The 24,047-nt window shown below is 42.6% G+C and carries 30 protein-coding genes; 18 read left to right on the plus strand and 12 right to left on the minus strand.

The annotated features are described in order from the left end of the window. Window positions 1-82: 82 nt before the first annotated feature. From argF to L4C32_RS11305, 5 genes are all read left to right on the plus strand, one after another. Window positions 83-1,093: an ornithine carbamoyltransferase gene (argF, locus tag L4C32_RS11285; protein ID WP_428196983.1), complete on the plus strand. Its 1,011-nt coding sequence runs from the start codon at window positions 83-85 to the stop codon at window positions 1,091-1,093. A 313-nt stretch (window positions 1,094-1,406) separates the two neighbouring features. Continuing rightward, window positions 1,407-2,336, plus strand: a complete 930-nt coding sequence (pyrB, locus tag L4C32_RS11290; RefSeq protein ID WP_428196984.1) for an aspartate carbamoyltransferase — start codon at window positions 1,407-1,409, stop codon at window positions 2,334-2,336. A gap of 16 nt (window positions 2,337-2,352) precedes the next feature. Next, a complete protein-coding gene (gene pyrI, locus L4C32_RS11295; protein ID WP_428196985.1) occupies window positions 2,353-2,817 on the plus strand; it encodes an aspartate carbamoyltransferase regulatory subunit in 465 nt (154 codons plus the stop codon). 162 nt (window positions 2,818-2,979) lie between these two features. After that, entirely contained in the window at window positions 2,980-3,468 is a 489-nt protein-coding gene (locus L4C32_RS11300; protein WP_428196986.1) for an arginine repressor, read from the plus strand. Window positions 3,469-3,552: 84 nt separating this feature from the next. Then, window positions 3,553-3,939, plus strand: coding sequence for a RidA family protein (locus L4C32_RS11305; protein ID WP_428196987.1), 387 nt, complete (start codon window positions 3,553-3,555; stop codon window positions 3,937-3,939). A gap of 10 nt (window positions 3,940-3,949) precedes the next feature. Here the strand turns inward: L4C32_RS11305 and idi are convergent, their stop codons facing one another. From idi to mlaF, 9 genes are all read right to left on the minus strand, one after another. Beyond that, window positions 3,950-4,486, minus strand: coding sequence for an isopentenyl-diphosphate Delta-isomerase (gene idi, locus L4C32_RS11310; RefSeq protein WP_428196988.1), 537 nt, complete (start codon window positions 4,484-4,486; stop codon window positions 3,950-3,952). After that, window positions 4,487-5,218, minus strand: coding sequence for a 1-acylglycerol-3-phosphate O-acyltransferase (locus L4C32_RS11315; RefSeq protein WP_428196989.1), 732 nt, complete (start codon window positions 5,216-5,218; stop codon window positions 4,487-4,489). A gap of 109 nt (window positions 5,219-5,327) precedes the next feature. Next, a complete protein-coding gene (murA, locus tag L4C32_RS11320; protein ID WP_428196990.1) occupies window positions 5,328-6,593 on the minus strand; it encodes a UDP-N-acetylglucosamine 1-carboxyvinyltransferase in 1,266 nt (421 codons plus the stop codon). Window positions 6,594-6,604: 11 nt separating this feature from the next. Further along, window positions 6,605-6,862 carry a BolA family iron metabolism protein IbaG gene (gene ibaG, locus L4C32_RS11325; RefSeq protein ID WP_428196991.1) on the minus strand — a complete coding sequence of 86 codons (258 nt, stop codon included), beginning with the start codon at window positions 6,860-6,862 and terminating at the stop codon, window positions 6,605-6,607. 25 nt (window positions 6,863-6,887) lie between these two features. Beyond that, window positions 6,888-7,190 carry an STAS domain-containing protein gene (locus tag L4C32_RS11330; RefSeq protein ID WP_428196992.1) on the minus strand — a complete coding sequence of 101 codons (303 nt, stop codon included), beginning with the start codon at window positions 7,188-7,190 and terminating at the stop codon, window positions 6,888-6,890. Next, window positions 7,187-7,834, minus strand: coding sequence for a phospholipid-binding protein MlaC (gene mlaC / locus L4C32_RS11335; RefSeq protein ID WP_428196993.1), 648 nt, complete (start codon window positions 7,832-7,834; stop codon window positions 7,187-7,189). Before mlaC ends, L4C32_RS11330 begins: the two co-directional genes overlap by 4 nt. Further along, window positions 7,824-8,321, minus strand: coding sequence for an outer membrane lipid asymmetry maintenance protein MlaD (mlaD, locus tag L4C32_RS11340; protein ID WP_428196994.1), 498 nt, complete (start codon window positions 8,319-8,321; stop codon window positions 7,824-7,826). Before mlaD ends, mlaC begins: the two co-directional genes overlap by 11 nt. A 2-nt stretch (window positions 8,322-8,323) precedes the next feature. Further along, entirely contained in the window at window positions 8,324-9,094 is a 771-nt protein-coding gene (gene mlaE / locus L4C32_RS11345) for a lipid asymmetry maintenance ABC transporter permease subunit MlaE (RefSeq protein ID WP_428197032.1), read from the minus strand. 13 nt (window positions 9,095-9,107) lie between these two features. Continuing rightward, window positions 9,108-9,914, minus strand: coding sequence for a phospholipid ABC transporter ATP-binding protein MlaF (mlaF, locus tag L4C32_RS11350; protein ID WP_428196995.1), 807 nt, complete (start codon window positions 9,912-9,914; stop codon window positions 9,108-9,110). Window positions 9,915-10,218: 304 nt separating this feature from the next. Between mlaF and L4C32_RS11355 the strand changes: the two genes are divergently transcribed. The 12 genes from L4C32_RS11355 (at window position 10,219) to mgtE (ending at window position 19,541) form a co-directional block, all read left to right on the plus strand. Further along, window positions 10,219-11,184 (plus strand): calcium/sodium antiporter, encoded by a 966-nt coding sequence (locus L4C32_RS11355; RefSeq protein WP_428196996.1) that lies wholly within the window; start codon window positions 10,219-10,221, stop codon window positions 11,182-11,184. Between the two features lie 20 nt (window positions 11,185-11,204). Further along, a complete protein-coding gene (kdsD, locus tag L4C32_RS11360) occupies window positions 11,205-12,176 on the plus strand; it encodes an arabinose-5-phosphate isomerase KdsD (protein WP_428196997.1) in 972 nt (323 codons plus the stop codon). Continuing rightward, window positions 12,176-12,751, plus strand: a complete 576-nt coding sequence (gene kdsC, locus L4C32_RS11365; RefSeq protein ID WP_428196998.1) for a 3-deoxy-manno-octulosonate-8-phosphatase KdsC — start codon at window positions 12,176-12,178, stop codon at window positions 12,749-12,751. Before kdsD ends, kdsC begins: the two co-directional genes overlap by 1 nt. Further along, on the plus strand, window positions 12,748-13,311 hold the full coding sequence (lptC, locus tag L4C32_RS11370) for an LPS export ABC transporter periplasmic protein LptC (protein WP_428196999.1): 564 nt from the start codon (window positions 12,748-12,750) through the stop codon (window positions 13,309-13,311). The genes kdsC and lptC overlap by 4 nt, the downstream gene beginning before the upstream one ends. After that, window positions 13,292-13,789, plus strand: coding sequence for a lipopolysaccharide transport periplasmic protein LptA (gene lptA, locus L4C32_RS11375; protein ID WP_428197000.1), 498 nt, complete (start codon window positions 13,292-13,294; stop codon window positions 13,787-13,789). Before lptC ends, lptA begins: the two co-directional genes overlap by 20 nt. 9 nt (window positions 13,790-13,798) lie before the next feature. Next, a complete protein-coding gene (gene lptB / locus L4C32_RS11380; RefSeq protein WP_428197001.1) occupies window positions 13,799-14,524 on the plus strand; it encodes an LPS export ABC transporter ATP-binding protein in 726 nt (241 codons plus the stop codon). Between the two features lie 90 nt (window positions 14,525-14,614). After that, a complete protein-coding gene (locus tag L4C32_RS11385; protein ID WP_428197002.1) occupies window positions 14,615-16,102 on the plus strand; it encodes an RNA polymerase factor sigma-54 in 1,488 nt (495 codons plus the stop codon). Between the two features lie 25 nt (window positions 16,103-16,127). After that, complete coding sequence (gene hpf / locus L4C32_RS11390; RefSeq protein WP_428197003.1) at window positions 16,128-16,415, plus strand: ribosome hibernation promoting factor; 288 nt, start codon at window positions 16,128-16,130, stop codon at window positions 16,413-16,415. A 2-nt stretch (window positions 16,416-16,417) separates the two neighbouring features. Then, a complete protein-coding gene (gene ptsN / locus L4C32_RS11395; protein ID WP_428197004.1) occupies window positions 16,418-16,915 on the plus strand; it encodes a PTS IIA-like nitrogen regulatory protein PtsN in 498 nt (165 codons plus the stop codon). A gap of 5 nt (window positions 16,916-16,920) precedes the next feature. Continuing rightward, entirely contained in the window at window positions 16,921-17,781 is an 861-nt protein-coding gene (gene rapZ / locus L4C32_RS11400) for an RNase adapter RapZ (RefSeq protein WP_428197005.1), read from the plus strand. Between the two features lie 19 nt (window positions 17,782-17,800). Beyond that, a complete protein-coding gene (locus L4C32_RS11405) occupies window positions 17,801-18,079 on the plus strand; it encodes an HPr family phosphocarrier protein (RefSeq protein ID WP_428197006.1) in 279 nt (92 codons plus the stop codon). A gap of 106 nt (window positions 18,080-18,185) precedes the next feature. Continuing rightward, window positions 18,186-19,541: a magnesium transporter gene (gene mgtE, locus L4C32_RS11410; protein WP_428197007.1), complete on the plus strand. Its 1,356-nt coding sequence runs from the start codon at window positions 18,186-18,188 to the stop codon at window positions 19,539-19,541. An 88-nt stretch (window positions 19,542-19,629) separates the two neighbouring features. Here mgtE and pmbA read toward each other — a convergent pair whose 3' ends face one another. Beyond that, the gene (gene pmbA / locus L4C32_RS11415; protein ID WP_428197008.1) at window positions 19,630-20,973 is read right to left on the minus strand and encodes a metalloprotease PmbA; all 1,344 of its coding nucleotides are present in this window, start codon (window positions 20,971-20,973) and stop codon (window positions 19,630-19,632) included. 137 nt (window positions 20,974-21,110) lie between these two features. On the opposite strand from pmbA, the gene yjgA reads away from it, so the two are divergent. Next, on the plus strand, window positions 21,111-21,632 hold the full coding sequence (gene yjgA, locus L4C32_RS11420) for a ribosome biogenesis factor YjgA (protein ID WP_428197009.1): 522 nt from the start codon (window positions 21,111-21,113) through the stop codon (window positions 21,630-21,632). A gap of 90 nt (window positions 21,633-21,722) precedes the next feature. Here the strand turns inward: yjgA and tldD are convergent, their stop codons facing one another. Together tldD and L4C32_RS11430 are read right to left on the minus strand one after the other, a co-directional pair. Next, complete coding sequence (gene tldD, locus L4C32_RS11425) at window positions 21,723-23,168, minus strand: metalloprotease TldD (RefSeq protein ID WP_428197010.1); 1,446 nt, start codon at window positions 23,166-23,168, stop codon at window positions 21,723-21,725. Between the two features lie 10 nt (window positions 23,169-23,178). Continuing rightward, window positions 23,179-24,012: a carbon-nitrogen hydrolase family protein gene (locus tag L4C32_RS11430; protein ID WP_428197011.1), complete on the minus strand. Its 834-nt coding sequence runs from the start codon at window positions 24,010-24,012 to the stop codon at window positions 23,179-23,181. Window positions 24,013-24,047 lie beyond the last annotated feature (35 nt).

Genomic DNA, 24,047 nt, shown 5'->3' on the forward strand with positions numbered 1-24,047 from the left:
ATATTAATTTAAGTATAAATAACGTATATAGCCTGGTGATTTATTCACCAGACTCATTATTTAAAATATTAAGGAACACATCATGGCTTTTAACTTACGCAACCGTAACTTCCTAAAACTTCTAGACTTCACTCCACGTGAAATTCAGCACATGCTTGAGCTTGCCGCTGATCTTAAAAAAGCGAAGTACAACGGTTACGAGCAACCTCGTCTATCTGGTAAAAACATTGCGCTTATCTTTGAAAAAGCATCTACTCGTACTCGTTGTGCATTTGAAGTTGCCGCTTATGACCAAGGCGCAAACGTAACTTACTTGGGGCCTTCTGGTTCTCAAATCGGTTACAAAGAGTCAATGAAAGATACTGCACGTGTTCTAGGCCGCATGTACGATGGCATTGAATACCGTGGTTACGGTCAAGAGATCGTTGAAGAGCTTGGTGCTCACGCTGGTGTTCCAGTATGGAATGGTCTAACTGACGAGTTCCACCCAACTCAAATCCTTGCTGATTTCCTAACCATGCAAGAGCACGGTCTTGGCAAGCAATTACACGAAATCAAGTTCGCTTACCTAGGCGATGCTCGTAACAACATGGGTAACTCTCTAATGGTTGGTGCTGCTAAAATGGGCATGGATATCCGTCTAGTTGCTCCTAAAGCATTCTGGCCTGAAGAAGAGCTAGTTGCACAGTGTCGCGAAATTGCTGCTGAAACTGGTGCAAAAATCACAGTAACTGAAGACGTTAAAGAAGGCGTTAAAGATTGTGACTTCCTATACACTGATGTTTGGGTATCAATGGGCGAAGCAAAAGAAGCTTGGGCTGCACGTATCGACCTAATGATGCCTTACCAAGTGAACATGGAAATGCTAAAAGCAACAGGCAACGCAAATGTTAAATTCATGCACTGCCTACCAGCATTCCACGGTGAAGACACTGTTGTTGGTAAAGAACTTGCTCAAGAATACCCAATGCTGAAAGATGGTGTTGAAGTGACTGACGAAGTGGTTGAGTCTAAGCACTCTATCGTATTCGATGAAGCTGAAAACCGTATGCACACAATCAAAGCAATCATGGTTGCTACACTAGGAAGCTAATTACTGATTAGTTCTCTATACAAAAAGAGCTGGTGACAGCTCTTTTTTTGTTTTCTTTTACGCAAACGCTTGCGCTGAAAATTTCTGTCGGTATAATTCGGTGCAATTAATTAGGAAGCCACAATGACCAACATAAGAAACATGCAAAAGTTATCTCAGCGACTGACCCCAAGCAGGGTTGGCGGGATATCTTTTTTGGTTATCCTATTTACTGTTTTCAAAATAAAATTCAATTAAAAGCCTCCAATTATTGGAGGCTTTTTTTTGTCTAAAAATTATCACTGTGATCAACAATAATAAGGAAGAGACAGCCATGACGCATTCGTTGTATCAAAAAAACATCATTTCTATACCAGAGCTATCAAGAGATGAACTTGAACTTATCGTTGAAACTGCTGGTAGATTAAAGGCAGAACCAAACCCTGAGCTGCTAAAAAATAAAGTTGTCGCCAGTTGCTTCTTTGAACCTTCAACACGAACACGTTTATCATTTGAAACCGCAATTCAACGCCTTGGTGGCACGGTAATCGGTTTTGATAACGGTGGTAACACATCACTGGCTAAAAAAGGTGAGACGCTCTCTGACTCCGTGCAAGTGATTGCCTCTTATGTTGATGCCTTCGTCATGCGACACCCACAAGAAGGGGCCGCTCGTTTAGCCTCGGAGTTCTCAAATGGTGTGCCAATCATCAATGGCGGCGACGGAGCAAACCAGCATCCGACCCAAACTCTACTTGATCTATTCTCTATCTATGAGACACAAGGTACATTAGATAATCTAAACGTCGCATTTGTTGGTGACCTTAAGTACGGACGTACCGTTCACTCATTAACTCAAGCACTAGCAAAGTTTAATAATGTTAAATTCTACTTCATTGCTCCTGAAGTGTTAGAGATGCCGGATTATATCTGTGAAGATCTAAATGAAGCAGGCATTGAGTACCAAGTATTAAAAGAGATGGACTCTGTTATTTCAGAGCTTGATATCTTGTACATGACTCGTGTTCAAAAAGAGCGTTTTGATGAGTCAGAATATGCACACATTAAGTCAGCATACATCTTAAATGCGGACATGCTTGAAAGTGCAAAACCCAATTTAAAAGTGTTGCACCCACTGCCACGTGTTGACGAAATTGCGGTAGATGTAGATAAAACCCCTCACGCCTACTATTTCCAACAAGCTGAAAATGGCGTGTATGCACGTGAAGCACTATTAGCTCTAGTTCTTAATCAATCGCTTTAAAGTAGGAGATATTATCATGGTAAAAGAGAACCAATTACGCGTTGAAGCGATCAAGAATGGTACTGTTATAGACCACATCCCAGCCAATATTGGCATAAAAGTATTAAAACTGTTTCAAATGCACAAATCGAAAGAAAAAGTGACCATAGGGTTAAACTTACCTTCATCGCTATTAGGCGCCAAAGATCTGCTCAAGTTTGAAAATACGTTTGTCTCTGAAGATCAGGCAAGTAAACTCGCGCTCTATGCACCGAAAGCAACAGTAAACCAAATTGAAAATTACAATGTGGTGAAAAAAATCCCTCTGATTTTGCCAACCAAAATTACCAATGTTTTTGAATGCCCAAACAGTAACTGTATTACTCACGGTGAACCTGTTGAGAGCAGCTTTAGTGTGATTACTAAAAAAGAAGACATCCAACTGAAATGTAAATATTGTGAAAAAGTGTTTGCAAGAGAGATTGTGACTGACAGAAAGTAACCACTTCGATATATTGTAAAAAAAGCCTTACAGATGTAAGGCTTTTTTTTATTCATTGTCATCTTCTTCGGTGATATTCATCAAATTTTCTAATGAATTAACCTGATAGAATCCTGAATCTCTAGTGTTTATTTCCAACCTATTACTAGCAAGGAATGGTTGATGACAATTAATGCCCACCCAAAAACAAACACGTGTGAAGATACAATTTTTCATGCATGTAAACGACTACTACAACAACAAAGTTTTACTACTCAAGATGAAGTAAGAGTCGGATTATTCAACCTTGGTTTTACTGATGTTAGCCAATCTACAGTTTCACGATTGCTCTCACGTTTGAATGTGGTTAAAGTTCCCAACGCTCACGGTAAGAAGGTCTACTGCCTAACCGTTGAAAGTGAGCCGGTACAGATCAGTTCATCGATTTTATCTCAAATCGAATACGTGACACACAATCAGTTGGTGGTGGTTGTCAAAACCCATCCAGGTGGAGCACAACTTGTCGGTCGACTAATCGATACACAACCACATCAAGAGATCCTAGGATCTGTCGGTGGAAATGATACCGTAATGATCGCACCAAGAGATGTGAATGAAATTGATGAGTGCGAGAGAGTCGTGAGAGAGCGCTTAGGCTTCCCAGTGAAATGATAACTATTACCTAAGCAAATAATCGCTTATATTATGGGAAGATATACGCTGAATATTAACTTCATGATAAGGATAAAAATTACAATGACAAAAATTCTTCATACCGAAAATGCACCAGCAGCAATAGGTCCATATGTACAAGGTGTTGATTTAGGGAACATGGTTTTTACTTCTGGTCAGATCCCAGTGAACCCTGTTACAGGCGAAGTCGCTGATGATATCTCAGAGCAAGCTCGTCAGTCTCTTGAAAATGTAAAAGCTGTCGTTGAGTCATCAGGTCTAACAGTAAAAGATATTGTAAAAATGACGGTATTTGTAAAAGACCTTAATGACTTTGGTGCCGTGAATGAAGTATACGGTAACTTCTTCGATCAAAGTGGTGTAGAGAACTACCCTGCTCGTTCATGTGTTGAAGTCGCTCGTTTACCAAAAGATGTGAAAATTGAAATTGAAGCAATTGCGGTTCGATAGTTCTCTACTATTATAATGCTCTAATTGCTTGAAAGACATCATGAAACCATACGGTGAATGGTGTCTTTTTTAATTTCAGCTGTGTCACGATTTCCTGCTCACTCCACCAGCGAACTTCACTCACCTCTTCTGGGTTTAATTCAAGCACTAACTCAGAGACTTCTCCTATAAGAATATGATCAAACTCATGCTCCACTAAGTCGTTATCGAGCTCTGCACAATAGATAAACGAGCCAATAGCCGTCAATGGTGTCGAAACGTTAAGCTTAACTCCCAGTTCCTGTGTTAACCGTCGTCGAGCAGCATTCTCAATAGATTCATCCATATAAGGATGTGAACAACACGTATTGGTCCATAAACCGCCACTGTGGTATTTCCCTTTCGCTCTACGTTGGAGGAGGTATTCCCGTCCATCAGCCCCACTTCGACATAACATGACAGAAAAGGCCAGATGGAGTTGACCACCATTCTGGTGCGCAGCCATCTTTCCCATGCTACCGATAGGCTGACCAGTACGGTCAACTAATACCACATCATGAGTATTCAATTATTTTACGCTCTCTAACTGCGCAACTTCTGCATCTAACTCTTCAAGCTTTTGATTCATTTTATCTCGGCATAAGTTAGATAACTCGCGAACGCTCTCTTTGCTGAAACCCGTAGTGCTAACAGGGGGTAAAATCTCAACAATAACGTGGCCGTTATTCCAACGGTTCAACTTCACTTTATTGTGTGTTGTGCTACAAACCATTGGTATAACAGGAACTTGAGCAGCAATAGCAGCGTGAAAGGCTCCGGTTTTAAACGGAAGTAACCCACGACCACGTGATCGGGTCCCTTCAGGGAACATCCAAACAGAGACCGAGCGTTCTTTAATTTTATTCGCAACTTGAGCAATCGTACCCGCCGCTTTACTTTTGTTAGCGCGATCGATCAAGATATTGCCAGTAATCCAGTAAAGCTGACCAAACAGTGGGATCCACACTAAGCTTTTTTTACCCACCGTTACCGTTCTAGGCATAACAACACCTGAAATAGTAAAGAGATCCCAGTTATTTTGATGATTAGCAACGTAAACACTTGGACCTTGCTCTTTTGCGCCTTCTGGGACTCGGAGTTCGAGTTTGATACCAAAGATAATCGACATCTTGCTAAATAGATGGGCAAATGTTTCTACATGTTTTGGATTTCTAGGGCTAAATAGGCAATAGGTACAACCAAAAACAAAAGTAAACAGGGCAAATATAACCAGTGCCAATATACGCAAAATTGCGATCATCTCTCTCTCCTAGACAACAACGTCTCCTTGAAAATAAGGAGTCTAAACGTAAAAAACCGGGATCGCCAGATCTCGGTTTTTTCATATTTTTATTTAAAACTAAAAGCGGTTAACTTGCCTCTCTAAAACGCTCAATATTTGCGCCAAGTGCCGTTAACTTATCTTCAATTTTATCGTAACCACGATCGATATGATAAATTCGATCAACAATCGTTTCACCCTTTGCAATACAGCCAGCAATAACCAAACTTGCAGATGCTCGTAAGTCTGTTGCCATCACTTGAGTTCCACTTAAGCCATCAGTGTCTCCACAAATAACCGTATTACCTTCGATATCGGCATGTGCCCCCATACGCTGTAGTTCAGGAACATGCATAAATCGATTCTCGAAAATCGTTTCAGTGATTACGCCTGAGCCTGAAGCCATCATATTAAGCAGAGTAAACTGAGCTTGCATGTCCGTTGGGAAACCGGGATGCGGTGCCGTACGAATCGTTACCGCTTTTAGCTCCCTATCTGTCATATCAACAGTGATCCAGTTCTCTCCGGTTTCAACACTGGCACCAGCTTCATCAAGCTTAGCCAATACCGCCTCTAATAAGTGAGGTTTGGTGTTCAAGCAGGTAATCTTTCCGCCCGATACCGCTGCAGCGACTAAAAAGGTTCCAGTCTCTATACGATCTGGTACCACAGCATGGTAGCCACCACCTAAACGCTCAACCCCTTCAATGGTGATCGTATCAGTACCAGCACCCGTTATTTTTGCACCTATGGTATTTAAAAAATCGGCAGTATCCACAATTTCTGGCTCACGAGCTGCATTATCAATAACAGTCGTACCTTCAGCTAATGTTGCTGCACTCATGATCGTCACGGTGGCACCAACACTAATTTTATCCATCACGATGTGAGCCGCTTGTAAGCGTCCATCCACTTCCGCTTTAACATAACCATCATCAAGCGTAATGGTGGCACCTAGCTGCTCTAAACCATGGATGTGAAGATCCACAGGTCTTGCTCCAATCGCACAACCGCCTGGCAGAGAGACTTGTCCCTGACCAAAACGAGCCACCAATGGACCTAACGCCCATATAGATGCTCTCATGGTTTTAACCAGCTCATAAGGGGCACAGTATTCGTTAATTTGACTACCATCCACATGGATAGAGCCATTGCGAGAAACCGTTGCACCTAACTGTCTTAGTAACTCCATGGAAGTATCCACATCGCGCAGTTTAGGTACATTAGCAATTTCTACAGGTTCTTCTGCTAAAATTGCAGAAAATAGAATCGGTAAAGCGGCGTTCTTAGCGCCTGAGATAGTAACTTCGCCACTTAGTGGACGGTCACTGCCTTGAATTCGAAATTTATGCACTCGTTGGCCTCTTAGAATGACATATTTAATTTTTTATCACGCGCCCACTCTTCTGGCGTAAATGCTTTAATGGTAAGAGCATGAATAGCGTTCGATGAGATCTGCTCCATCAGAGGTCCGTAGATGGTCTGTTGTTTTTTAACGCGATTCATTCCATTGAATATGTCATCAACTGCAATCACTTCAAAGTGACTACCTTCACCTTTTACATGAACTTCTTGAAGTTGAAGTTGTGTTTCCAAAATTTCTTTAATTTCAGCGCTATCCACTTGAGTACCTATAATATGCAAGACGTCAGATATGATCTGCGATTAATAATTCTACATTGCTTAACTGTATTAGTGTCAGCAGATGGTCAGGAACGGAATCGAGCATTATATGGCAATTTGATTTTTTTGCATGCTCTAATAAATGTAAAAGGAGAACTAAACCTGCAGAATCCACTCTTTTTAGCTGAGATAAGTCGACTTTTATCGATTTTTCGCTCGGTGTCCATGTTTGTATATGCCCCCAAATACCTGGGACCGTGTCACGGTCAACGGTCCCCTTTAAGGAGTAATGGTGTGAACTATGGGCTTGCCAGTTACTCTCTATCATTGGGTTGTTTCTTCTAATCGAATCGGTGCTTGGGCCAGTTGATGCAACTCGTCACTTATCGTGCTGACTCCTTGAGTACGAATTTTCCCTTTCCATTCAGCCTGTTTACTCGAGAGTAAACTCACCCCTTCAGCAATAATGTCATACCCCTGCCACTGACCATTTTTTTTGTTTTTTCTGAGTTTAAAGGCTATTTTAATATTCGGTCTATTGCTATCTACGATCTCTAAACGAACGGTAGTGATTGACTTTTTATCCGACACTTTTTTAGCAGGATCAAACTTTATTTGTTGATCGCTATATTGAGTAAGAACTTGGGCATACGAAGAAATTAGATAGGCTTTAAAAGCATTCACAAACTCTTTTCTATCTTCAGCGTTGGTTTTTTTTAATTCCGGACCTAATAGTAAATAGGCTGCATATTTTACATTGATGTAAGGCATCAGCTCTTCATTCACAATCACCTTATACAATTCGGGATTTTTTTGTATCTCTAGTTGCTCCGCTTTTAAACGATCAAAGGTATTCGCAGCAACAATCTCTATCATCTCGTACGGTTTGGTCTTATCCACCTCAGCCGATGAAACAGGAAAACAGAGTAAACTCATCGTCAATGAAATAATTACGACGATCTTATTCATCATCAGTCCCCTCTTTTGAATTGTCTCCACCGACGCTATACAACACTTGCCCTATCATGTCTTCTAATACCAAAGCAGACTTAGTATCTTCGATATAATCACCGTCTACGAGCATCTCAATGTCTTCATCGACAAAGCCGGGATGAATTCCGATGTACTGCTCACCGATTAACCCTGATGTTAAGATTTGAGCCGAGGTCGTTTCTGGAAAGTATCCCATCGCCTTATCTATCGACATTTCGACTTCAGGTAGATACTCATCAGTATCCAATGAAATCTTAGTAATTCGACCCACTACGACACCACCTACTTTCACTGGTGAGCGAGTTTTTAGACCTCCGATGTTGTCAAATTGCGCTCTAAGTATGTACGTTTCACCATCACCAAAGCTTTTTACATCTGCAATTTTCAAGATGATAACTAAAATAGCGGTGATCCCCATCAGCATAAAAGTGCCAACCCAAAGTTCCAATTTACGAGTCTGTTGCATGATTAATTCCCAAACATCAGTGCAGTAAGCACAAAATCAAGCCCTAAAACGATCAGTGAAGAGTGAACAACCGTTTTTGTTGTTGCAATACTGATCCCTTCCGAGGTAGGTATTGCGTTATATCCATTAAACAGTGCAATCCAGCTTATGGTAAAAGCAAAAATCACACATTTGATCAAGCTGTTAATAATGTCGTATCTTAAATCAATCGAGTTTTGCATGACAGACCAAAAACTGCCATGATCAATGCCTTTCCAATCAACACCGACGATCTGTCCACCCCAGATCCCCACAGCAATAAAAATCATCGCCAGCAGCGGCATAGAGATGATGCCAGCCCATAACCGTGGCGCAATCACTCGTCTTAGTGGGTCTACGGCCATCATCTCAAGGCTAGAAAGTTGCTCTGTGGTTTTCATTAACCCAATTTCAGCCGTCAAGGCAGAGCCAGCGCGTCCAGCAAAAAGCAGCGCGGTCACTACGGGCCCTAACTCTCTCAACAGCGACAGTGACACCATCTGACCCAAACTGGTCTCAGCACCATAATCCACTAATACAATATAGCCTTGTAAGCTCAATACCATCCCAATAAACAGCCCAGAGATAATAATGATGGCTAAAGATTGAACCCCCACAAAGTAGAGCTGACGAACCACTAAAGGGAACATTTTTGTTGGCTGTGGCTTTGCAACAATGGCACCCACTAGCATTAGTGTTGCCTTTCCTACTGACTGACAAGTTTCCACCCCTTGCCTACCAAGATTTGCCACCATATTCAATACACTATTAATCATGATTAAAAAGATCCTCTGACATCTCTTTGGCAGGAAAGCGGAACGGCACAGGTCCATTGGCGATACCGTCCAAAAACTGCCGTACTTTTGGATCGGAGTTATCAAGCAGGGTTTGTGGCTCCCCCTGCGCAATCACCTTCCCCTCTGACAACAGATAAACCTGATCGGCAATACTCATCACCTCAGGCACATCATGAGAGACCACAATAGAAGTCAGCCCCAATGCGCTGTTTAAGTTTTTGATCAACTCAACCAGAACACCTTTTGTGATAGGGTCTTGTCCCACAAAAGGCTCATCAAACATGATTAACTCAGGATCAAGAGCAATAGATCGAGCCAACGCTGCTCGCCTCGCCATTCCACCGGATAACTCATTGGGCATTAACTCCGCTGCACCACGAAGGCCTACCGCTTCAAGCTTAAGCAGTACCAGCGTGTGGATGAGTTTTTCAGGTAGCTGAGTATGTTCTCTGATAGGAAAAGCGACATTGTCAAAAACATTCATATCGGTAAACAGAGCGCCTGATTGAAATAACATCCCCATTCTTTTTCTTGCTTGATAAAGTTGAGTCCGTCCAAGCGTTGGAATGTCCCACTTTGCAAACCTGATATCACCAGAAGAGGGGAGTATCTGCCCAGCAATCAAGCGAAGCAGTGTGGTTTTTCCGATACCAGAAGGTCCCATAATGGCTGTCACTTTGCCTTTTGGTACCTGTAAACTGATATCATCAAAAATGACTCTCGAGCCTCGTTGAAAGCGTAAATTCCTGATCGTAACTAAGTTTTCTACTGCGTCCATACCAACCTATTAAGCGTAAAAAAAAATCAATAATTGCACTGATGAATAAAGGCGCGATCAACGTATTGATAATATTTATCAATTAATTCTAAATAAAATAGAGACACATGCAATGAAATCCTTTAATAAACATCGTACAAAGTCTCTATTCTACGCACTTAAGCCGTTTAATTTATTCTGTTCATTCATTTTTTCAAGCACGGTTAGAAAATTGCTAGGCTAAACACTTCCATTTTGCTCGACTAACCGTCAGAATTGGCGCCTTAGAACCATTCAATACTTATTTAATTTCAGAGGAAACACGATGCTAGAAGCCGTTCTTTTTCTAATCGTAGGATTAGTGCTACTTGTCTGGAGTGCTGACAAACTTGTCTATGGCTCAGCCGCGTTAGCAAAAAACTATGGCATCTCTCCCCTTGTGATCGGTATGACGATTCTCGCAATGGGTTCTTCTGCTCCTGAAATGATGGTATCGGCGGCGGCTGCATTGGAAGGAAAAACGGATACCGCTGTAGGTAACGTTCTCGGTTCAAACATTGCTAATATTGCATTAATTCTTGGTATCACCGCATTAGTGAAACCTCTCTCTATCAGTTCAGGAGTTATTCGCAGAGAACTGCCATTAATGCTCGCGGTTACTGTAGTCGCTGGTTTACTATTATGGGATAACTACCTAGGCTTTTACGAAGGCGTCTTACTGGTGATTCTGTTCATCACCTTTATCCTTGCGATGCTGCAAATAAGCCGATCTGAAAAAAAGAATAACGACGCTTTTATTGAAGAACAAGAGTCTGAGATCCCTACCGGCGTCAGTAACGGTAAAGCTCTCTTTTGGATTGCCGTTGGACTCGTCGTTCTTCCTTTCTCTGCTGACACTCTAGTTGACTCTGCCGTCATTATCGCCACATATTTCGGCATGAGTGAGTTGGTTATTGGCTTGACCATTATAGCAATTGGTACCAGTCTTCCAGAACTTGCGGCGTCTCTTGCCGGTGTCATGAAAGGTGAAGATGATATGGCCGTCGGTAATATCATCGGATCGAATGTATTTAATATTCTCGCGGTAATGGGTATTCCAGGTCTGATACATCCATCAACCATCAATGCATTAGCGATGAATCGTGACTTCTACGTCATGTTAGCCATGTCTATACTACTACTCATTATGGCGCTAGGGAAAAGCAGAAGCATTAACCGAATAGAAGGTGGAGTATTACTGTGCTGCTTCGTTGTATATCAAGCCTATCTTCTTTATAACATGACCGCTTAACCGATAAGGAACCTATTAACATGTCGAATACCTTTGATTTTTGTAAAGCTGGTAAAAACGTATTAACGATTGAGATAGAGGCACTTACTCAGTTATCTCGTTACATTAATGATGATTTCTCTCAAGCATGCCAGATGATTCTGCAGTGCAAAGGCAAAGTGATTGTGATGGGAATGGGGAAGTCAGGGCATATTGGTAAAAAAATTGCCGCAACGTTGGCCAGCACCGGGACCTCTTCATTCTTTGTTCACCCTGGCGAAGCTAGCCACGGCGATTTAGGGATGGTCGAAAAAGGTGATGTCGTCCTTGCGATCTCTAATTCTGGTGAAGCTTCAGAGATCTTAGCTCTGGTTCCAGTCATAAAGCGTCTCGGTATCAGTATCATCACGATGACAGGAAAGCCCTCATCAAGCATGGCGGAAGTCGCCGATTTCCACCTGCAGATCACCGTACCTCAAGAAGCTTGTCCACTGGCGCTGGCTCCAACCTCGAGTACCACAGCAACCTTAGTGATGGGGGATGCTCTTGCGATCGCCTTAATGCAGGCGAAAGGTTTTACTGCTGATGATTTTGCCCTTTCTCACCCTGGCGGAGCCCTAGGCCGAAAACTGCTGCTAAAATTAAATGACATTATGCATACGGGCAGTAAATTACCTATGGTTGCTGCTGACCGATTGATCAAAGATGCCCTGCTTGAAGTCTCTGAAAAAGGGTTAGGCATGACTGCCATTGTTGATGAAGAGTTGCGTGTAATCGGTATCTTCACCGATGGTGATTTACGACGCATCCTCGATAACCGCATTGATATTCACACCCAAACCATTGGTGAAGTGATGACCAAAAATCCAACGGTAGTTAGCCCGGACATGTTGGCGGTTGATGGTTTAAACCTCATGGAAGAGAAACGAAAAAATGGCTTACTACTGTGCAGAGATGGACGCTTAGTTGGTGCACTGAATATGCATGATCTATTAAAAGCAGGAGTCATGTAATGACCGAGCCCCTTAAAATTGAAGCCTTAATTGATACCCTTTATAAAAAGGTATCTCCCAATCTACTTAATATAGCCAAAGAGATAAAACTGCTCATTTGCGATGTAGATGGCGTGTTTTCTGACGGCAGAATCTACATGGGAAACAACGGTGAGGAGCTAAAAACGTTTCATACTCGAGATGGATATGGCATCAAGTCATTAATGAATTCAGGCGTCGAAGTTGCCATCATTACAGGTCGAAAGTCCGCTATCGTAGAGAACCGAATGACGGCGCTTGGTATTAAGCATATTTATCAAGGACAAGATGATAAATTAAAGGCTTACCAAGATCTCATTGAAAAATTACATATATCTCCATCACAAACAGGCTATATTGGTGATGATTTAATTGATTGGCCAGTGATGAATGAAGTAGCATTGAAGGTTAGTGTCGCGGATGGGCATCCATTGCTTGTGCAACGAGCAAACTACGTAACCTCTATCCAAGGTGGCTTTGGTGCAGTAAGAGAAGTGTGTGATCTTATCTTGCAAGCTAAAGGGGAGTTAGAAAAACACAAAGGTTTGAGTATATGAGCCTATCGAGGCTGCTCTTTGTTTTGCTTCTTCTGGTGGGGAGTTGGTCAGGCTACTATTTGTATGATAAAAATAGTCAGCCAGAAAAACAGATCGCGCCAGATAAAGAGCTTCCTATCTTTACAGGGGGCAACTTAACGAATACTAGCTTCAATGAAAGTGGTATTAGAAACTATCGAGTCTACTCAACACATCTAGAGTATTTCTCCCAAAGTGGGGAGACTCACTTCTATCAGCCTGTCTTTACCATTTATAGAGAGGGTGAGACTGAAGAGTGGCGTATTACCTCTAACCAAGCCACCCTAAGCAAAAAAAATGAACTGCTTATGGAAGGAGATGTAGTGGTCCATAATTTATTACCTGATGCCACGTTCACCACCATGAAAACCGAAAGTTTACAGCTTGAGTTGATCACGAAAGATTTCATGACCGAAGAGGATGTATTTCTTGTCGGTCCAATGTTCGAAACTATGGGTCATGCAATGAAAGGCAATTTTGATAGCCACAATGCTGAACTGTATAACAGTGTACAAGGTAGATATGAAGCTCCGAAAAATTAGTTTAATTGCCTGTTTATGTTTAACGTCGCTCAGTAGTTGGGCCCTAAGCACGGACACCGAGCAGCCCATTTATATTGATTCTGATACCCAGAACTTTGATATGAAGTCAAACCGAGTAACGTTCACCGGAGACGTGACGTTAAAACAAGGCAGCATTAATATCTGGGCTGATAAACTGATTGTGATTCGCCCTAACGGTAAAGAAGGTCGTGAAATTTTAGAGGCGTTTGGTAAGCCCGCCCGGTTTACTCAGCTGACAGATGATGGGAAAACCTTAAAAGGGCACGCTTTAAAACTGCGCTACGAAATTGAAAAAGATGTCTTGTTAATGACCAGTGAAGCGCAAATATCTCAAGATGACAGCACCATTGAAGGGGATAAAATCACTTATCACATTGGCAGTCAAAAACTGATTGCCAATAGCAGTGACAAAAAACGTGTGACCACAGTGCTCCAACCTAGTCAACTGAACAAATAAGAATACATTATGGCGATATTAAAAGCTGAACACTTGGCAAAAACCTACAGTGGACGAAAAGTGGTTTCAGACGTAAGTTTACAAGTAGAGTCTGGGAAAATTGTCGGTCTTCTTGGCCCCAATGGTGCAGGAAAAACCACCTCTTTTTACATGATTGTTGGACTTGTGGCCCGTGACGAAGGCAAGATTACCATCGATGGCGAAGACATTAGTGTTCAACCGATGCACAATCGCTCAAAGATGGGCATCGGTTACCTACCTCAAGAAGCCTCAATCTTTAGAAAGCTCTCTGTCTATGACAACATCATGGCTGTGCTACAAACTCGTAATGACATCACCAAAACCGAAAAACAGGATAAACTCGAAGAGCTGCTGGATGAGTTTAACATCCAACACATTCGTAACAGTAACGGCATGGCCCTCTCCGGTGGTGAGCGACGTCGTGTTGAAATCGCTCGTGCATTAGCGGCTAATCCAAAGTTTATTCTACTTGATGAGCCCTTTGCTGGGGTTGACCCGATATCAGTTATCGACATCAAAAAAATCATTGAGCATTTACGAGATCGCGGTCTTGGTGTGCTAATTACCGATCATAACGTTCGAGAGACTCTTGATGTTTGTGAGCACGCTTATATCGTTAGTCAAGGCCACTTAATTGCCAACGGCACCCCAGAAGAGGTGTTGAATGATGAACATGTTAAACGAGTCTACTTAGGTGACCAGTTCAAACTCTAGTGATTAAAATAGAACATAACTGAGTGATTTGATTTATTATGAGTTCTATAAGCTGTGCAATAATTGATAATAACAAGGTGCGCAATATACATGAAACCAACTCTTCAGCTCAAGCTAGGTCAACAACTAGCGATGACGCCTCAACTACAGCAAGCCATTCGCTTGTTGCAGCTTTCTACGCTAGAACTTCAGCAAGAGATTCAAGACGCATTAGACTCAAATCCACTACTTGAAATCGAAGATAGCCAAGAGACATCAGCCACTGAAGACGCCAATAAGAACCAAGAAGAGAACAACAACACGGGTGAGAGTGCGGCCACCGCAGAAGTGACCAGCGAACCCGAACAAATAGACAGTGCTGATGCATTAGAAAAAAATGATATGAGTGAAGATCTTCCTATCGATACCACCTGGGAAGATGTATACAGTGCTAATACTGGCAGTACAGGAATCTCTGCTGATGACGAGATGCCTATCTATCAAGGTGAAACCACACAAAGTCTTCAAGACTACCTGATGTGGCAAGTTCACTTAACGCCTTTTAGTGATATAGACCTCTCCATTGCCATCGCTATTATTGATGCCATTGATGACAATGGTTATCTCACCGTCAGTGCTGAGGATATTCTAGATAGCATGGGCTCAGAAGAGGTCGAACTCGATGAGATTGAAGCCGTTATTAAACGAGTACAGCAGTTTGATCCGCTCGGCGTCGGCTCTAGAAATTTACAAGAGTGTTTACTGCTACAATTAGCAACATACCCAAAAGAGACGCCTTGGTTATCTGAAACTCAATCCATCATTAAGAATCATATCGCTCTGCTTGGTAACCGTGATTACCGTCAATTAGCAAAAGAAACTAAGCTTAAAGAGGCAGAATTAAAACAGGTCATGACATTAATCCATGATCTGGACCCAAGGCCTGGCAACAACATTGCTCATGGTGATACTGAGTATGTGGTTCCTGATGTCACTGTCTTTAAAGAGAATGGAAAGTGGGTAGTCGCCATCAATCCAGAAAGCGCGCCTAAGCTCAAAGTAAACGCTCAATATGCCGCATTGGGCAAAAGCACGCGTAACAGCGCTGATGGCCACTTTATTAAAACCAATCTTCAAGAAGCCAAGTGGTTAATAAAAAGCCTAGAAAGCCGAAATGAAACCTTACTCAAAGTGGCACGTTGTATTGTCGAACAACAACAAGCCTTCTTCGAGCTCGGTGAAGAGGCAATGAAACCTATGGTATTAAATGACATCGCCCTTGAAGTAGAGATGCACGAATCGACGATTTCACGAGTCACGACACAAAAATTCATGCATACTCCACGTGGTATTTTTGAATTGAAGTACTTTTTTTCAAGTCATGTTAGTACCGATAATGGCGGTGAGTGTTCATCGACCGCAATCAGAGCGTTAGTGAAAAAGCTGGTTTCAGCAGAGAACCAAGCAAAACCATTAAGTGATAGCAAAATCACAGCTCTGCTATCAGAACAAGGTATTATGGTGGCAAGACGTACTATCGCTAAGTACAGAGAGTCCCTGGGGATTCCGCCATCAAATCAGCGTAAACAGCTACTGTAGCGAAACACAACTGAAGGAAGAGTCTATGCAAATTAACTTAACCGGCAACCACATCGAACTGACTGAAGCATTACATGACAGTGTAAATTCTAAATTTAAAAAATTAGAGCGTTTCTTTGAGCATATTAATAATGCTCATGTCGTTTTGAAAGTAGAAAAAGATCAGCAAATTGCTGAAGCTACTCTCCATGTGAATCAAGGCGAAATACATGCCTCTTCCGTTTCAGATAACATGTACGCAGCGATCGACAGCTTAGTAGATAAGCTTGTACGTCAGCTCAATAAACATAAAGAAAAGTTAAGTAATCACTAATCATGCAAATTAACCAAGTATTATCATTGGACTGTACCAAAAGTGCGGTCCAGTGCAGCAGTAAAAAACGTGCTCTCGAATTAATTAGTCAACTTGCCGCTGCAGAGCTTGGTGATAATGAAAAAGATCTCTTTAACTGCATGCTCACCAGAGAAAAAATGGGCAGTACCGGCATCGGGAATGGCATTGCGATTCCCCATGGCCGAATATTCAACAGTGAGCAAGCGGTCGCAGTATTAATTCAATGCAAAGAACCGATTGAATTTGATGCTATCGATAATATGCCAGTTGATCTTCTGTTTGCACTGCTTGTTCCTGACTCACAATGTAAAGAGCACTTAAAAACCTTATCGAAAATGGCAGAGAGGCTGAGTGATAAAAAAGTCCTGAAGCAGTTAAGAGCCGCTAAGGATGACCAGCAACTCTTTACTATTATGGTTGGGGAGACGATCAATAATGACTCGCTCACTCCTACTCAAACTGCAGGAAATATTGGTTAAATATCATGAAATTAATGGTTGTTAGTGGCTGTTCAGGCGCTGGGAAATCAGTGGCTCTGAGAGTATTTGAAGATCTTGGCTACTATTGTGTTGATAATTTACCCGTCAATTTACTCGATCAATTCATTGACTCGATCAGCGAAAGTGGCCAAAACATCGCTGTCAGTATCGATATTCGAAACTTACCCAAAGATCCTACCTCACTACAAACCACACTGAACAAACTGAACTCACTGCATGATCTCAATGTGATTTTTCTAGATGCAGAGAAAAAAGAGTTAGTAAAACGATACAGCGAAACAAGAAGACTTCACCCTCTCTCGCAAAGTAACCAAAAAAATGCAGTATCTCTTGAACAAGCCGTCGAATTAGAGAAAAAGATCCTGTCTCAACTAAAAGGTCGCTCCGATCTTGTCCTTGATACCACCTCTCTCTCCATACATGATTTAAGTGAAACTCTGCGTTCTCGAGTGTTAGGCCAAGAGTCAAAAGAACTTGTGATGGTGTTTGAGTCTTTTGGTTTTAAATATGGTCTTCCGACTGATGCCGATTATGTATTTGACGTCCGATTTTTACCTAACCCACACTGGGAGCCGACACTCAGGCCGATGACAGGGTTAGATGCGCCAGTGCAGGAGTACCTCTCTAATTTTGACGAAGTGAATCAATTGCAGTCACAAATTCAGGCATTCTTTGAAAGCTGGTTGCCTTCGCTAGAGAAAAATAATCGCAGCTACTTAACCGTTGCTATAGGGTGTACTGGCGGGCAACACCGCTCGGTTTATATCACTCAACAGCTAGCGGAATACTTCAAAAGCCAAGGTAAACAGGTTCAAGTTCGTCATAAAACGTTAGAAAGACGATAACGACACACATTGAGATACCATGCAGACTATCACTCATAAAAATGTATTAATTCGTAATCGTTTGGGCCTACACGCCAGAGCGGCTATCAAGTTAGTTGAATTAGCGCAAAGCTTTGATGCAAGTGTCACGATTAAAAGTGAAGAGAAAGAAGCGATGGCTGAAAGCGTGATGGGCTTATTAATGCTAGAGTCAGCTCAAGGCCAACACGTTGATGTTATGGCGACTGGACCTGAAGCGGAGAGCGCACTCAATGCTATCTGCCAGCTGATAGAAGATGGATTTGATGAAGAGCGTTAATCCCATTCTTATTTATTAACTATTTAGTTATTGAGTGCTGCTAAAATAACTTACACGTTGCTCTGATTTGCGTTACTATTCAGCGCATTGAATAGGAGGCGAGCCTATGGCAGAGCAACAAGAATTCGACCAAACCCACCAAACACTCCAAGATGTATCAAACGCTCTAGAAAATGGGATGTTTGTTCATGTCAGACGCCAGCTTCTAGACATGGAACCCGAGGATATTGCACACCTATTAGAAGCTTCACCTCGAAAAAGCCGTGATGTCTTATGGCAATTGACCGATCCTGAAGATTACGGCGAGATCCTCGATGAACTTTCTGAGGATGTAAAAGACGGAATCGTATCTCAAATGGCTCCGGAGAAGCTTGCTGAAGCAACGGAAGGGATGGAGACAGATGATGTCGCCTACGTCCTACGAAGCCTTCCTGATGACGTATCGCGTGAAGTCCTGGATCAGATGGACGTCATTGACCGTGATCGTGTCGAAACCGCGCTCTCCTATTCAGAGGATACTGCTGGCAGTATCATGAATATTGACGTGATCACCATTAGGGCTGATGTTGAAGTCGAAGTGGTACTCCGTTATTTACGTATGCGTGGAGAACTACCTGAAGCCACTGACGCCTTATATGTTATCGATGAAAATAGTCGATTGATTGGTCACTTATCCATCACCTCTTTGGTTACAACCCAACCTGAAATTACGGTGCTGGATATCATGCAAGATGCCGACGAAGCGATCCCAGTAGATATGGACACTGGTGAAGTGGCTAAATTATTTGAGCGTCGAAATTGGGTATCTGCTCCCGTAGTTGATGAGAATGAACACCTTGTTGGTCGTATTACCATTGATGACGTCGTGGATGTTATCCGTGAAGATGCCGACCATACTATGATGAGCATGGCGGGTATGGACGATGATGAAGATACCTTTGCGCCTGTCGTCAAATCTGCCCGCAGAAGAAGTGTCTGGTTAGGCGTTAACGTTCTTGCCGCGCTGACCGCCGCATCTGTGTCTAACATGTTTGAAGCCACACTTGAACAGATGGCAGCGATTGCAGTTTTAATGACGATTGTTCCATCTATGGGTGGCGTTGCAGGCAATCAAACCGTTGCTCTGGTCATTCGAGGCCTTGCTGTTGGCCATATAGGTGAGAGTAACCAACGTTCTCTACTTATGAAAGAAGCTTCCATCGGTGTCTTAAACGGTGTGTTATGGGCATCGATTATCGGTGGTATTGTGGTGGTATGGAAAGGCGATATAACCTTAGGGCTTATCATTGCTGCCGCTATGATGGCTAATTTGACTGTTGCGGGCATTGCTGGGGTTGGTATCCCATTAATTCTCAAGAAGTTAAAAATCGACCCTGCGCTTGCGGGGGGAATGGCACTAACCACCATTACCGATGTTCTTGGGCTGTTTGTCTTTTTGGGATTGGCAACCATATTTATCTAGTTAGAATGGAATGTTCAGACACAAAAAAACCGAAGCCATTTTTTAATGCTTCGGTTTTTTATTATGCCTAACTTATCAAGTCACAGAGCTACTCACCGGCAATTTTCATTGACTCAATTAAGATAGAGCCGGTTTGGATTTGCGACCGTGTTTCAACATCGCTGCCAACAGCAACAATCTGATTAAACATATTCGTTAAGTTTCCAGCAATGGTAATTTCGGTCACTGGATATTGGATTTCACCATTTTCAACCCAGAATCCCGCAGCCCCACGAGAGTAATCACCAGTCACAGTATTCACACCTTGACCCATTAGCTCTGTCACCAATAACCCTTTGTCCATCAGCTTTAGCATCTGTTCAAAATTCTGTCCTGTTGATTTCACAAACCAATTATGGATACCACCAGCATGACCTGTTGGTTCCATCTTTAATTTACGCGCCGCGTAACTCGTCATCAGATAGGTCGCCAATACACCATCCGTGATGATCTCTCGATCTTGGGTTATTAACCCTTCACTATCAAAGGGGCTACTAGCTAGGCTTTTATGGATATGAGGACGTTCACTAACATTGAACCAATCAGGAAATATTTTCTCATTTAGCTTATCCAATAAAAACGTCGATTTTCGGTATAAATTGGCGCCACTGATCCCCATCACAAGATGACCTAATAATCCGGTAGCTACATCTGCTGAAAACATCACAGGAACTTCCATCGTACTGAGTTTTTTAGCATCTAGGCGACTGATGGTTCTTTTAGCCGCTTCACTGCCTACCACTTGAGGTTTCCATAGGTCATCACGATGGCGTGCCACAGAGTAACTATAATCACGCTCCATATTGCCATTTTTATCTGCTGCAATAACACAACAGCTCACGCTATGACGACTCGACGCATAACTGCCTAACATGCCATGACTATTGCCATATACTTTCACGCCGTAGTGGCTGTCATAACTTGCCCCATCGCTCTGCTTAATTTTATCACTGTATGCTAAAGCAGCTTGCTCAGTTTCAATGGCAATTCTCGCCGCATAATCAGGCTCGGGCTCATCAGGGTGAAATAGGTCTAGATCTGGGTATTCAAAAGCCATCAACTCTTTTGGGGCAGGACCTGCGAACGGGTCTTGAGAAGTAAATTGTGCGATATCTAACGCTGCATTGACGGTTTGTTTGATCGCTTCATCGCTTAAGTCTGAGGTAGAAGCGCTTCCTTTTCTTTGATCACAATAGACCGTAATGCCTAACGCACCATCGCTATTAAACTCGACATTTTCCACTTCACAGTCATGCGTTGATACACTAATGCCTGTTGTTTTAGTGATAGCGACTTCAGCTGCATCTGATTTGGCCCCCGCCATCTCTAACGCTTTGGCTACTGCTGTTTCTAATTCAGCTCGTTGACGTGTTACTTGCTCTATTGCGTTCATAAAACCACTTCAATTATTTCAGATATAATAAGGATAACACCCTATTTAACGAAATAGCGCCCATTTAGTCATGAAACTTGCTAAAATAGTGCCATAGACCCTTTTATGGGTATCAAACTGTTACGAGAAGAGCAACTATGAGCCGTAAAAATCAAAAAGCGCCTTGGGAAGAGGAAGAAGAGATCATTTGGGTCAGTAAAACCGAGATGAAGCAGGACATGAACGATTTGCAAAAGCTAGGTGAACAACTGGTTGAACTCAAGCCCAGTATTTTGGCTAACTTTCCACTATCTGAAACCCTTTTTGATGCCGTAGTTGATGCACAACGTTTTAAAAATGAAGCGAAACGACGTCAACTTCAACGTATTGGAAAACTGATGCGTTCTGAAGACCCTGAGCCGATTCAAGCCGCCTTAGATAAACACCACAATAAACACTCTCAAGCGACTGTTGAGCTGCATAAGATGGAAGCAATGCGAGACCGAATTATTGCAGAAGGTGATGCGGCAATTGAAGAGGTGATGAACCAGCACCCAGATGCTGATCGTCAACGCTTTAGACAGCTTGCTCGTCAAGCTGTGAAAGAGAAGACTCAGAATAAGGCGCCTAAAGCATTTCGTGAAATATTTCAGGTATTAAAAGAGCTATCGACTAAATAAAGCGTATTTAGGCTAGGTCTTATACAAAAAAAGAGCGATTAATCGCTCTTTTTTATTACCATTTTTTGCTGAAACTAGAGTGGCTATTAACTATTCAGTTCCACCCACAGTCAATGCATCCAATTTCAGTGTCGGCTGGCCGACACCAACAGGGACGCTTTGTCCTGCTTTGCCACACACACCAACACCGCGATCTAATGACAAGTCATTACCAACCATAGAGACCTGTTGCATCGCTTCAATGCCCGAGCCGACTAATGTCGCTCCTTTAATAGGTCTGGTGATCTTACCATTTTCAATCAAATAAGCCTCAGAGGCTGAAAAGACAAACTTACCAGAGGTAATATCCACCTGTCCGCCACCAAAATTCGGAGCGTAGATCCCTTTCTCAACCGTTGAGATGATCTCTTCAGGTGTATGTTCACCTGGTAACATATAAGTATTGGTCATACGTGGCATAGGAAGGTGAGCGTAAGATTCACGGCGTCCATTCCCCGTAGGGTTAACCCCCATTAAACGTGCGTTCAGTTTATCCTGCATATACCCTTTCAGCACACCATTCTCGATCAGTGTGTTGTATTGCGACGGCGTGCCCTCATCATCAATATTCAATGAACCTCGACGATTAACAAGCGTTCCATCATCCACAATAGTACACAGTGAAGAAGTAACCTTATCTCCCACTTTACCCGAGAATACTGATGACTCTTTGCGGTTAAAATCGCCTTCAAGTCCATGTCCAACGGCTTCATGCAGCAACACACCTGGCCAACCAGAACCCAATACGACCGGCATGGTTCCAGCAGGTGCCGCATCGGCTTCTAAATTAACTAATGCTTGACGTATCGCTTCATCAGCAAAATGCAGTGCAACCGTTTTGTCTCCTTCCACATTAAGGAAGTGATCATAACCGTAGCGTCCACCACCGCCAGCACTGCCTCTCTCTCGCTTATCACCTTTCTGTATCAATACACTGATAGATAAACGAACCAAAGGCCTAACGTCTGACGCAAATGTGCCATCCGTTGCTGCTACTAGCACCTCTTCATAAACGCCGTTAATACTGGCGGAGACCTCTTGAATTAAAGGCTCTTTCGTTCTGATGTAACGATCTATCTCCTCAAGCAGAGCTATTTTCGCCTGTTTGTCTAAACTTTTGAGAGGATCCATTGGCGCATAGATACCACTTGATGTTGATGGTGCAAAGGTTTTCACTTTGCCATCGGCCCCTTGATGCACAATACCTCGTGCCGCTTTAGCACTCTGTTGTAAAGATGCTAAGTTAATCTGATCGGAATAGGCAAAACCTGTTTTTTCACCCGCAACGGCTCTAACACCTAACCCTCTATCAATATTAAAGGATCCATCTTTAATAATACTCTCTTCAAGTACTAAAGATTCGTGCCAGCAAGACTGAAAGAAGATATCCGCGTAATCAACTTGTCGAGATGTAATTATACTTAACGTTTGACTTAGCTCTTCTTGGCCAAGCCCTGACTGTTCTAATAACGTTTGCTCTACACTGTATGAACTCATTGAGATTCTCTTAATTTTTTTTGATTAACTTAATGCTACTTTCAAAGCGGACATGATCAGTAATTGGCATTCGTTGCCTAATAGTATTACTCATCTCAATATCTATATCGGAAACCAACACACCGGTCCCCTCTTTTTGTTCTTTATCAATGCTTCCCCACGGGTCAATAATCATGGAATGACCCCAAGTCTCACGCTCAGCATTGTGTTCCCCCCATTGAGCAGCAGCAATAACCCAGCACTGCGTTTCAATCGCTCTCGCTCGCAACAGCACATCCCAATGCGCCCTACCAGTCACTTTAGTAAAAGCTGCTGGCACCACGATAATATCTGCGCCTTGACGTCTTAATTCACTGTATAAGTGTGGGAACCTCACATCATAACAGATCGATAATCCTACTCTACCAATTGGGGTATCGACCAGTTTAATGGCCTCTCCCGCTTCAAAGGTATCCGATTCTCGGTAGCTGTGATGCTTGTCTTCCACGTCCACGTCAAACATATGAAGCTTTTCATATGAAGCTCTTATTTCACCGCTATCATCAATCACCAAACAGGTGGTCGCGATCTTACCGTTACTTTTCCGAATGGGTAACGAGCCCACAATTAACCAGAGTTCAAAATGGCTCGCCATCTCTTTAAGTTCAGATTGAATCGGTCCATTATCTAACGGCTCAGCATAGCGTTCATACTCTCCAGATGACCCAAATACAATGGAATTTTCTGGCGTGACCACCAGCTCAGCACCTTGCAAATGAAGTCCATTTAAACTGCGTCTGAGTTGTTGTAAATTTCTGTCAGGATCCGCGCCTGAGCACATTTGGACCACACCTACTTTTGCCATTATTCCAATCCCTATAATTCATCGTCGCAAGACAA

Source organism: Aliivibrio kagoshimensis, from assembly GCF_050337105.1.
Taxonomy (GTDB): Bacteria; Pseudomonadota; Gammaproteobacteria; order Enterobacterales; family Vibrionaceae; genus Aliivibrio_A; species Aliivibrio_A kagoshimensis.

Bases quoted from the DNA above. Each gene is read 5' to 3' on its own strand.
- argF (WP_428196983.1), top strand. From the start codon at position 83: ATGGCTTTTAACTTACGCAACCGTAACTTCCTAAAACTTCTAGACTTC.
- pyrB (WP_428196984.1), top strand. From the start codon at position 1,407: ATGACGCATTCGTTGTATCAAAAAAACATCATTTCTATACCAGAGCTA.
- pyrI (WP_428196985.1), top strand. From the start codon at position 2,353: ATGGTAAAAGAGAACCAATTACGCGTTGAAGCGATCAAGAATGGTACT.
- L4C32_RS11300 (WP_428196986.1), top strand. From the start codon at position 2,980: ATGACAATTAATGCCCACCCAAAAACAAACACGTGTGAAGATACAATT.
- L4C32_RS11305 (WP_428196987.1), top strand. From the start codon at position 3,553: ATGACAAAAATTCTTCATACCGAAAATGCACCAGCAGCAATAGGTCCA.
- L4C32_RS11315 (WP_428196989.1), bottom strand. From the start codon at position 5,218: ATGATCGCAATTTTGCGTATATTGGCACTGGTTATATTTGCCCTGTTT.
- L4C32_RS11330 (WP_428196992.1), bottom strand. From the start codon at position 7,190: ATGATAGAGAGTAACTGGCAAGCCCATAGTTCACACCATTACTCCTTA.
- mlaC (WP_428196993.1), bottom strand. From the start codon at position 7,834: ATGATGAATAAGATCGTCGTAATTATTTCATTGACGATGAGTTTACTC.
- mlaD (WP_428196994.1), bottom strand. From the start codon at position 8,321: ATGCAACAGACTCGTAAATTGGAACTTTGGGTTGGCACTTTTATGCTG.
- mlaE (WP_428197032.1), bottom strand. From the start codon at position 9,094: ATGGTGGCAAATCTTGGTAGGCAAGGGGTGGAAACTTGTCAGTCAGTA.
- mlaF (WP_428196995.1), bottom strand. From the start codon at position 9,914: ATGGACGCAGTAGAAAACTTAGTTACGATCAGGAATTTACGCTTTCAA.
- L4C32_RS11355 (WP_428196996.1), top strand. From the start codon at position 10,219: ATGCTAGAAGCCGTTCTTTTTCTAATCGTAGGATTAGTGCTACTTGTC.
- kdsD (WP_428196997.1), top strand. From the start codon at position 11,205: ATGTCGAATACCTTTGATTTTTGTAAAGCTGGTAAAAACGTATTAACG.
- kdsC (WP_428196998.1), top strand. From the start codon at position 12,176: ATGACCGAGCCCCTTAAAATTGAAGCCTTAATTGATACCCTTTATAAA.
- lptC (WP_428196999.1), top strand. From the start codon at position 12,748: ATGAGCCTATCGAGGCTGCTCTTTGTTTTGCTTCTTCTGGTGGGGAGT.
- lptA (WP_428197000.1), top strand. From the start codon at position 13,292: ATGAAGCTCCGAAAAATTAGTTTAATTGCCTGTTTATGTTTAACGTCG.
- lptB (WP_428197001.1), top strand. From the start codon at position 13,799: ATGGCGATATTAAAAGCTGAACACTTGGCAAAAACCTACAGTGGACGA.
- L4C32_RS11385 (WP_428197002.1), top strand. From the start codon at position 14,615: ATGAAACCAACTCTTCAGCTCAAGCTAGGTCAACAACTAGCGATGACG.
- hpf (WP_428197003.1), top strand. From the start codon at position 16,128: ATGCAAATTAACTTAACCGGCAACCACATCGAACTGACTGAAGCATTA.
- ptsN (WP_428197004.1), top strand. From the start codon at position 16,418: ATGCAAATTAACCAAGTATTATCATTGGACTGTACCAAAAGTGCGGTC.
- rapZ (WP_428197005.1), top strand. From the start codon at position 16,921: ATGAAATTAATGGTTGTTAGTGGCTGTTCAGGCGCTGGGAAATCAGTG.
- L4C32_RS11405 (WP_428197006.1), top strand. From the start codon at position 17,801: ATGCAGACTATCACTCATAAAAATGTATTAATTCGTAATCGTTTGGGC.
- mgtE (WP_428197007.1), top strand. From the start codon at position 18,186: ATGGCAGAGCAACAAGAATTCGACCAAACCCACCAAACACTCCAAGAT.
- pmbA (WP_428197008.1), bottom strand. From the start codon at position 20,973: ATGAACGCAATAGAGCAAGTAACACGTCAACGAGCTGAATTAGAAACA.
- yjgA (WP_428197009.1), top strand. From the start codon at position 21,111: ATGAGCCGTAAAAATCAAAAAGCGCCTTGGGAAGAGGAAGAAGAGATC.
- tldD (WP_428197010.1), bottom strand. From the start codon at position 23,168: ATGAGTTCATACAGTGTAGAGCAAACGTTATTAGAACAGTCAGGGCTT.
- L4C32_RS11430 (WP_428197011.1), bottom strand. From the start codon at position 24,012: ATGGCAAAAGTAGGTGTGGTCCAAATGTGCTCAGGCGCGGATCCTGAC.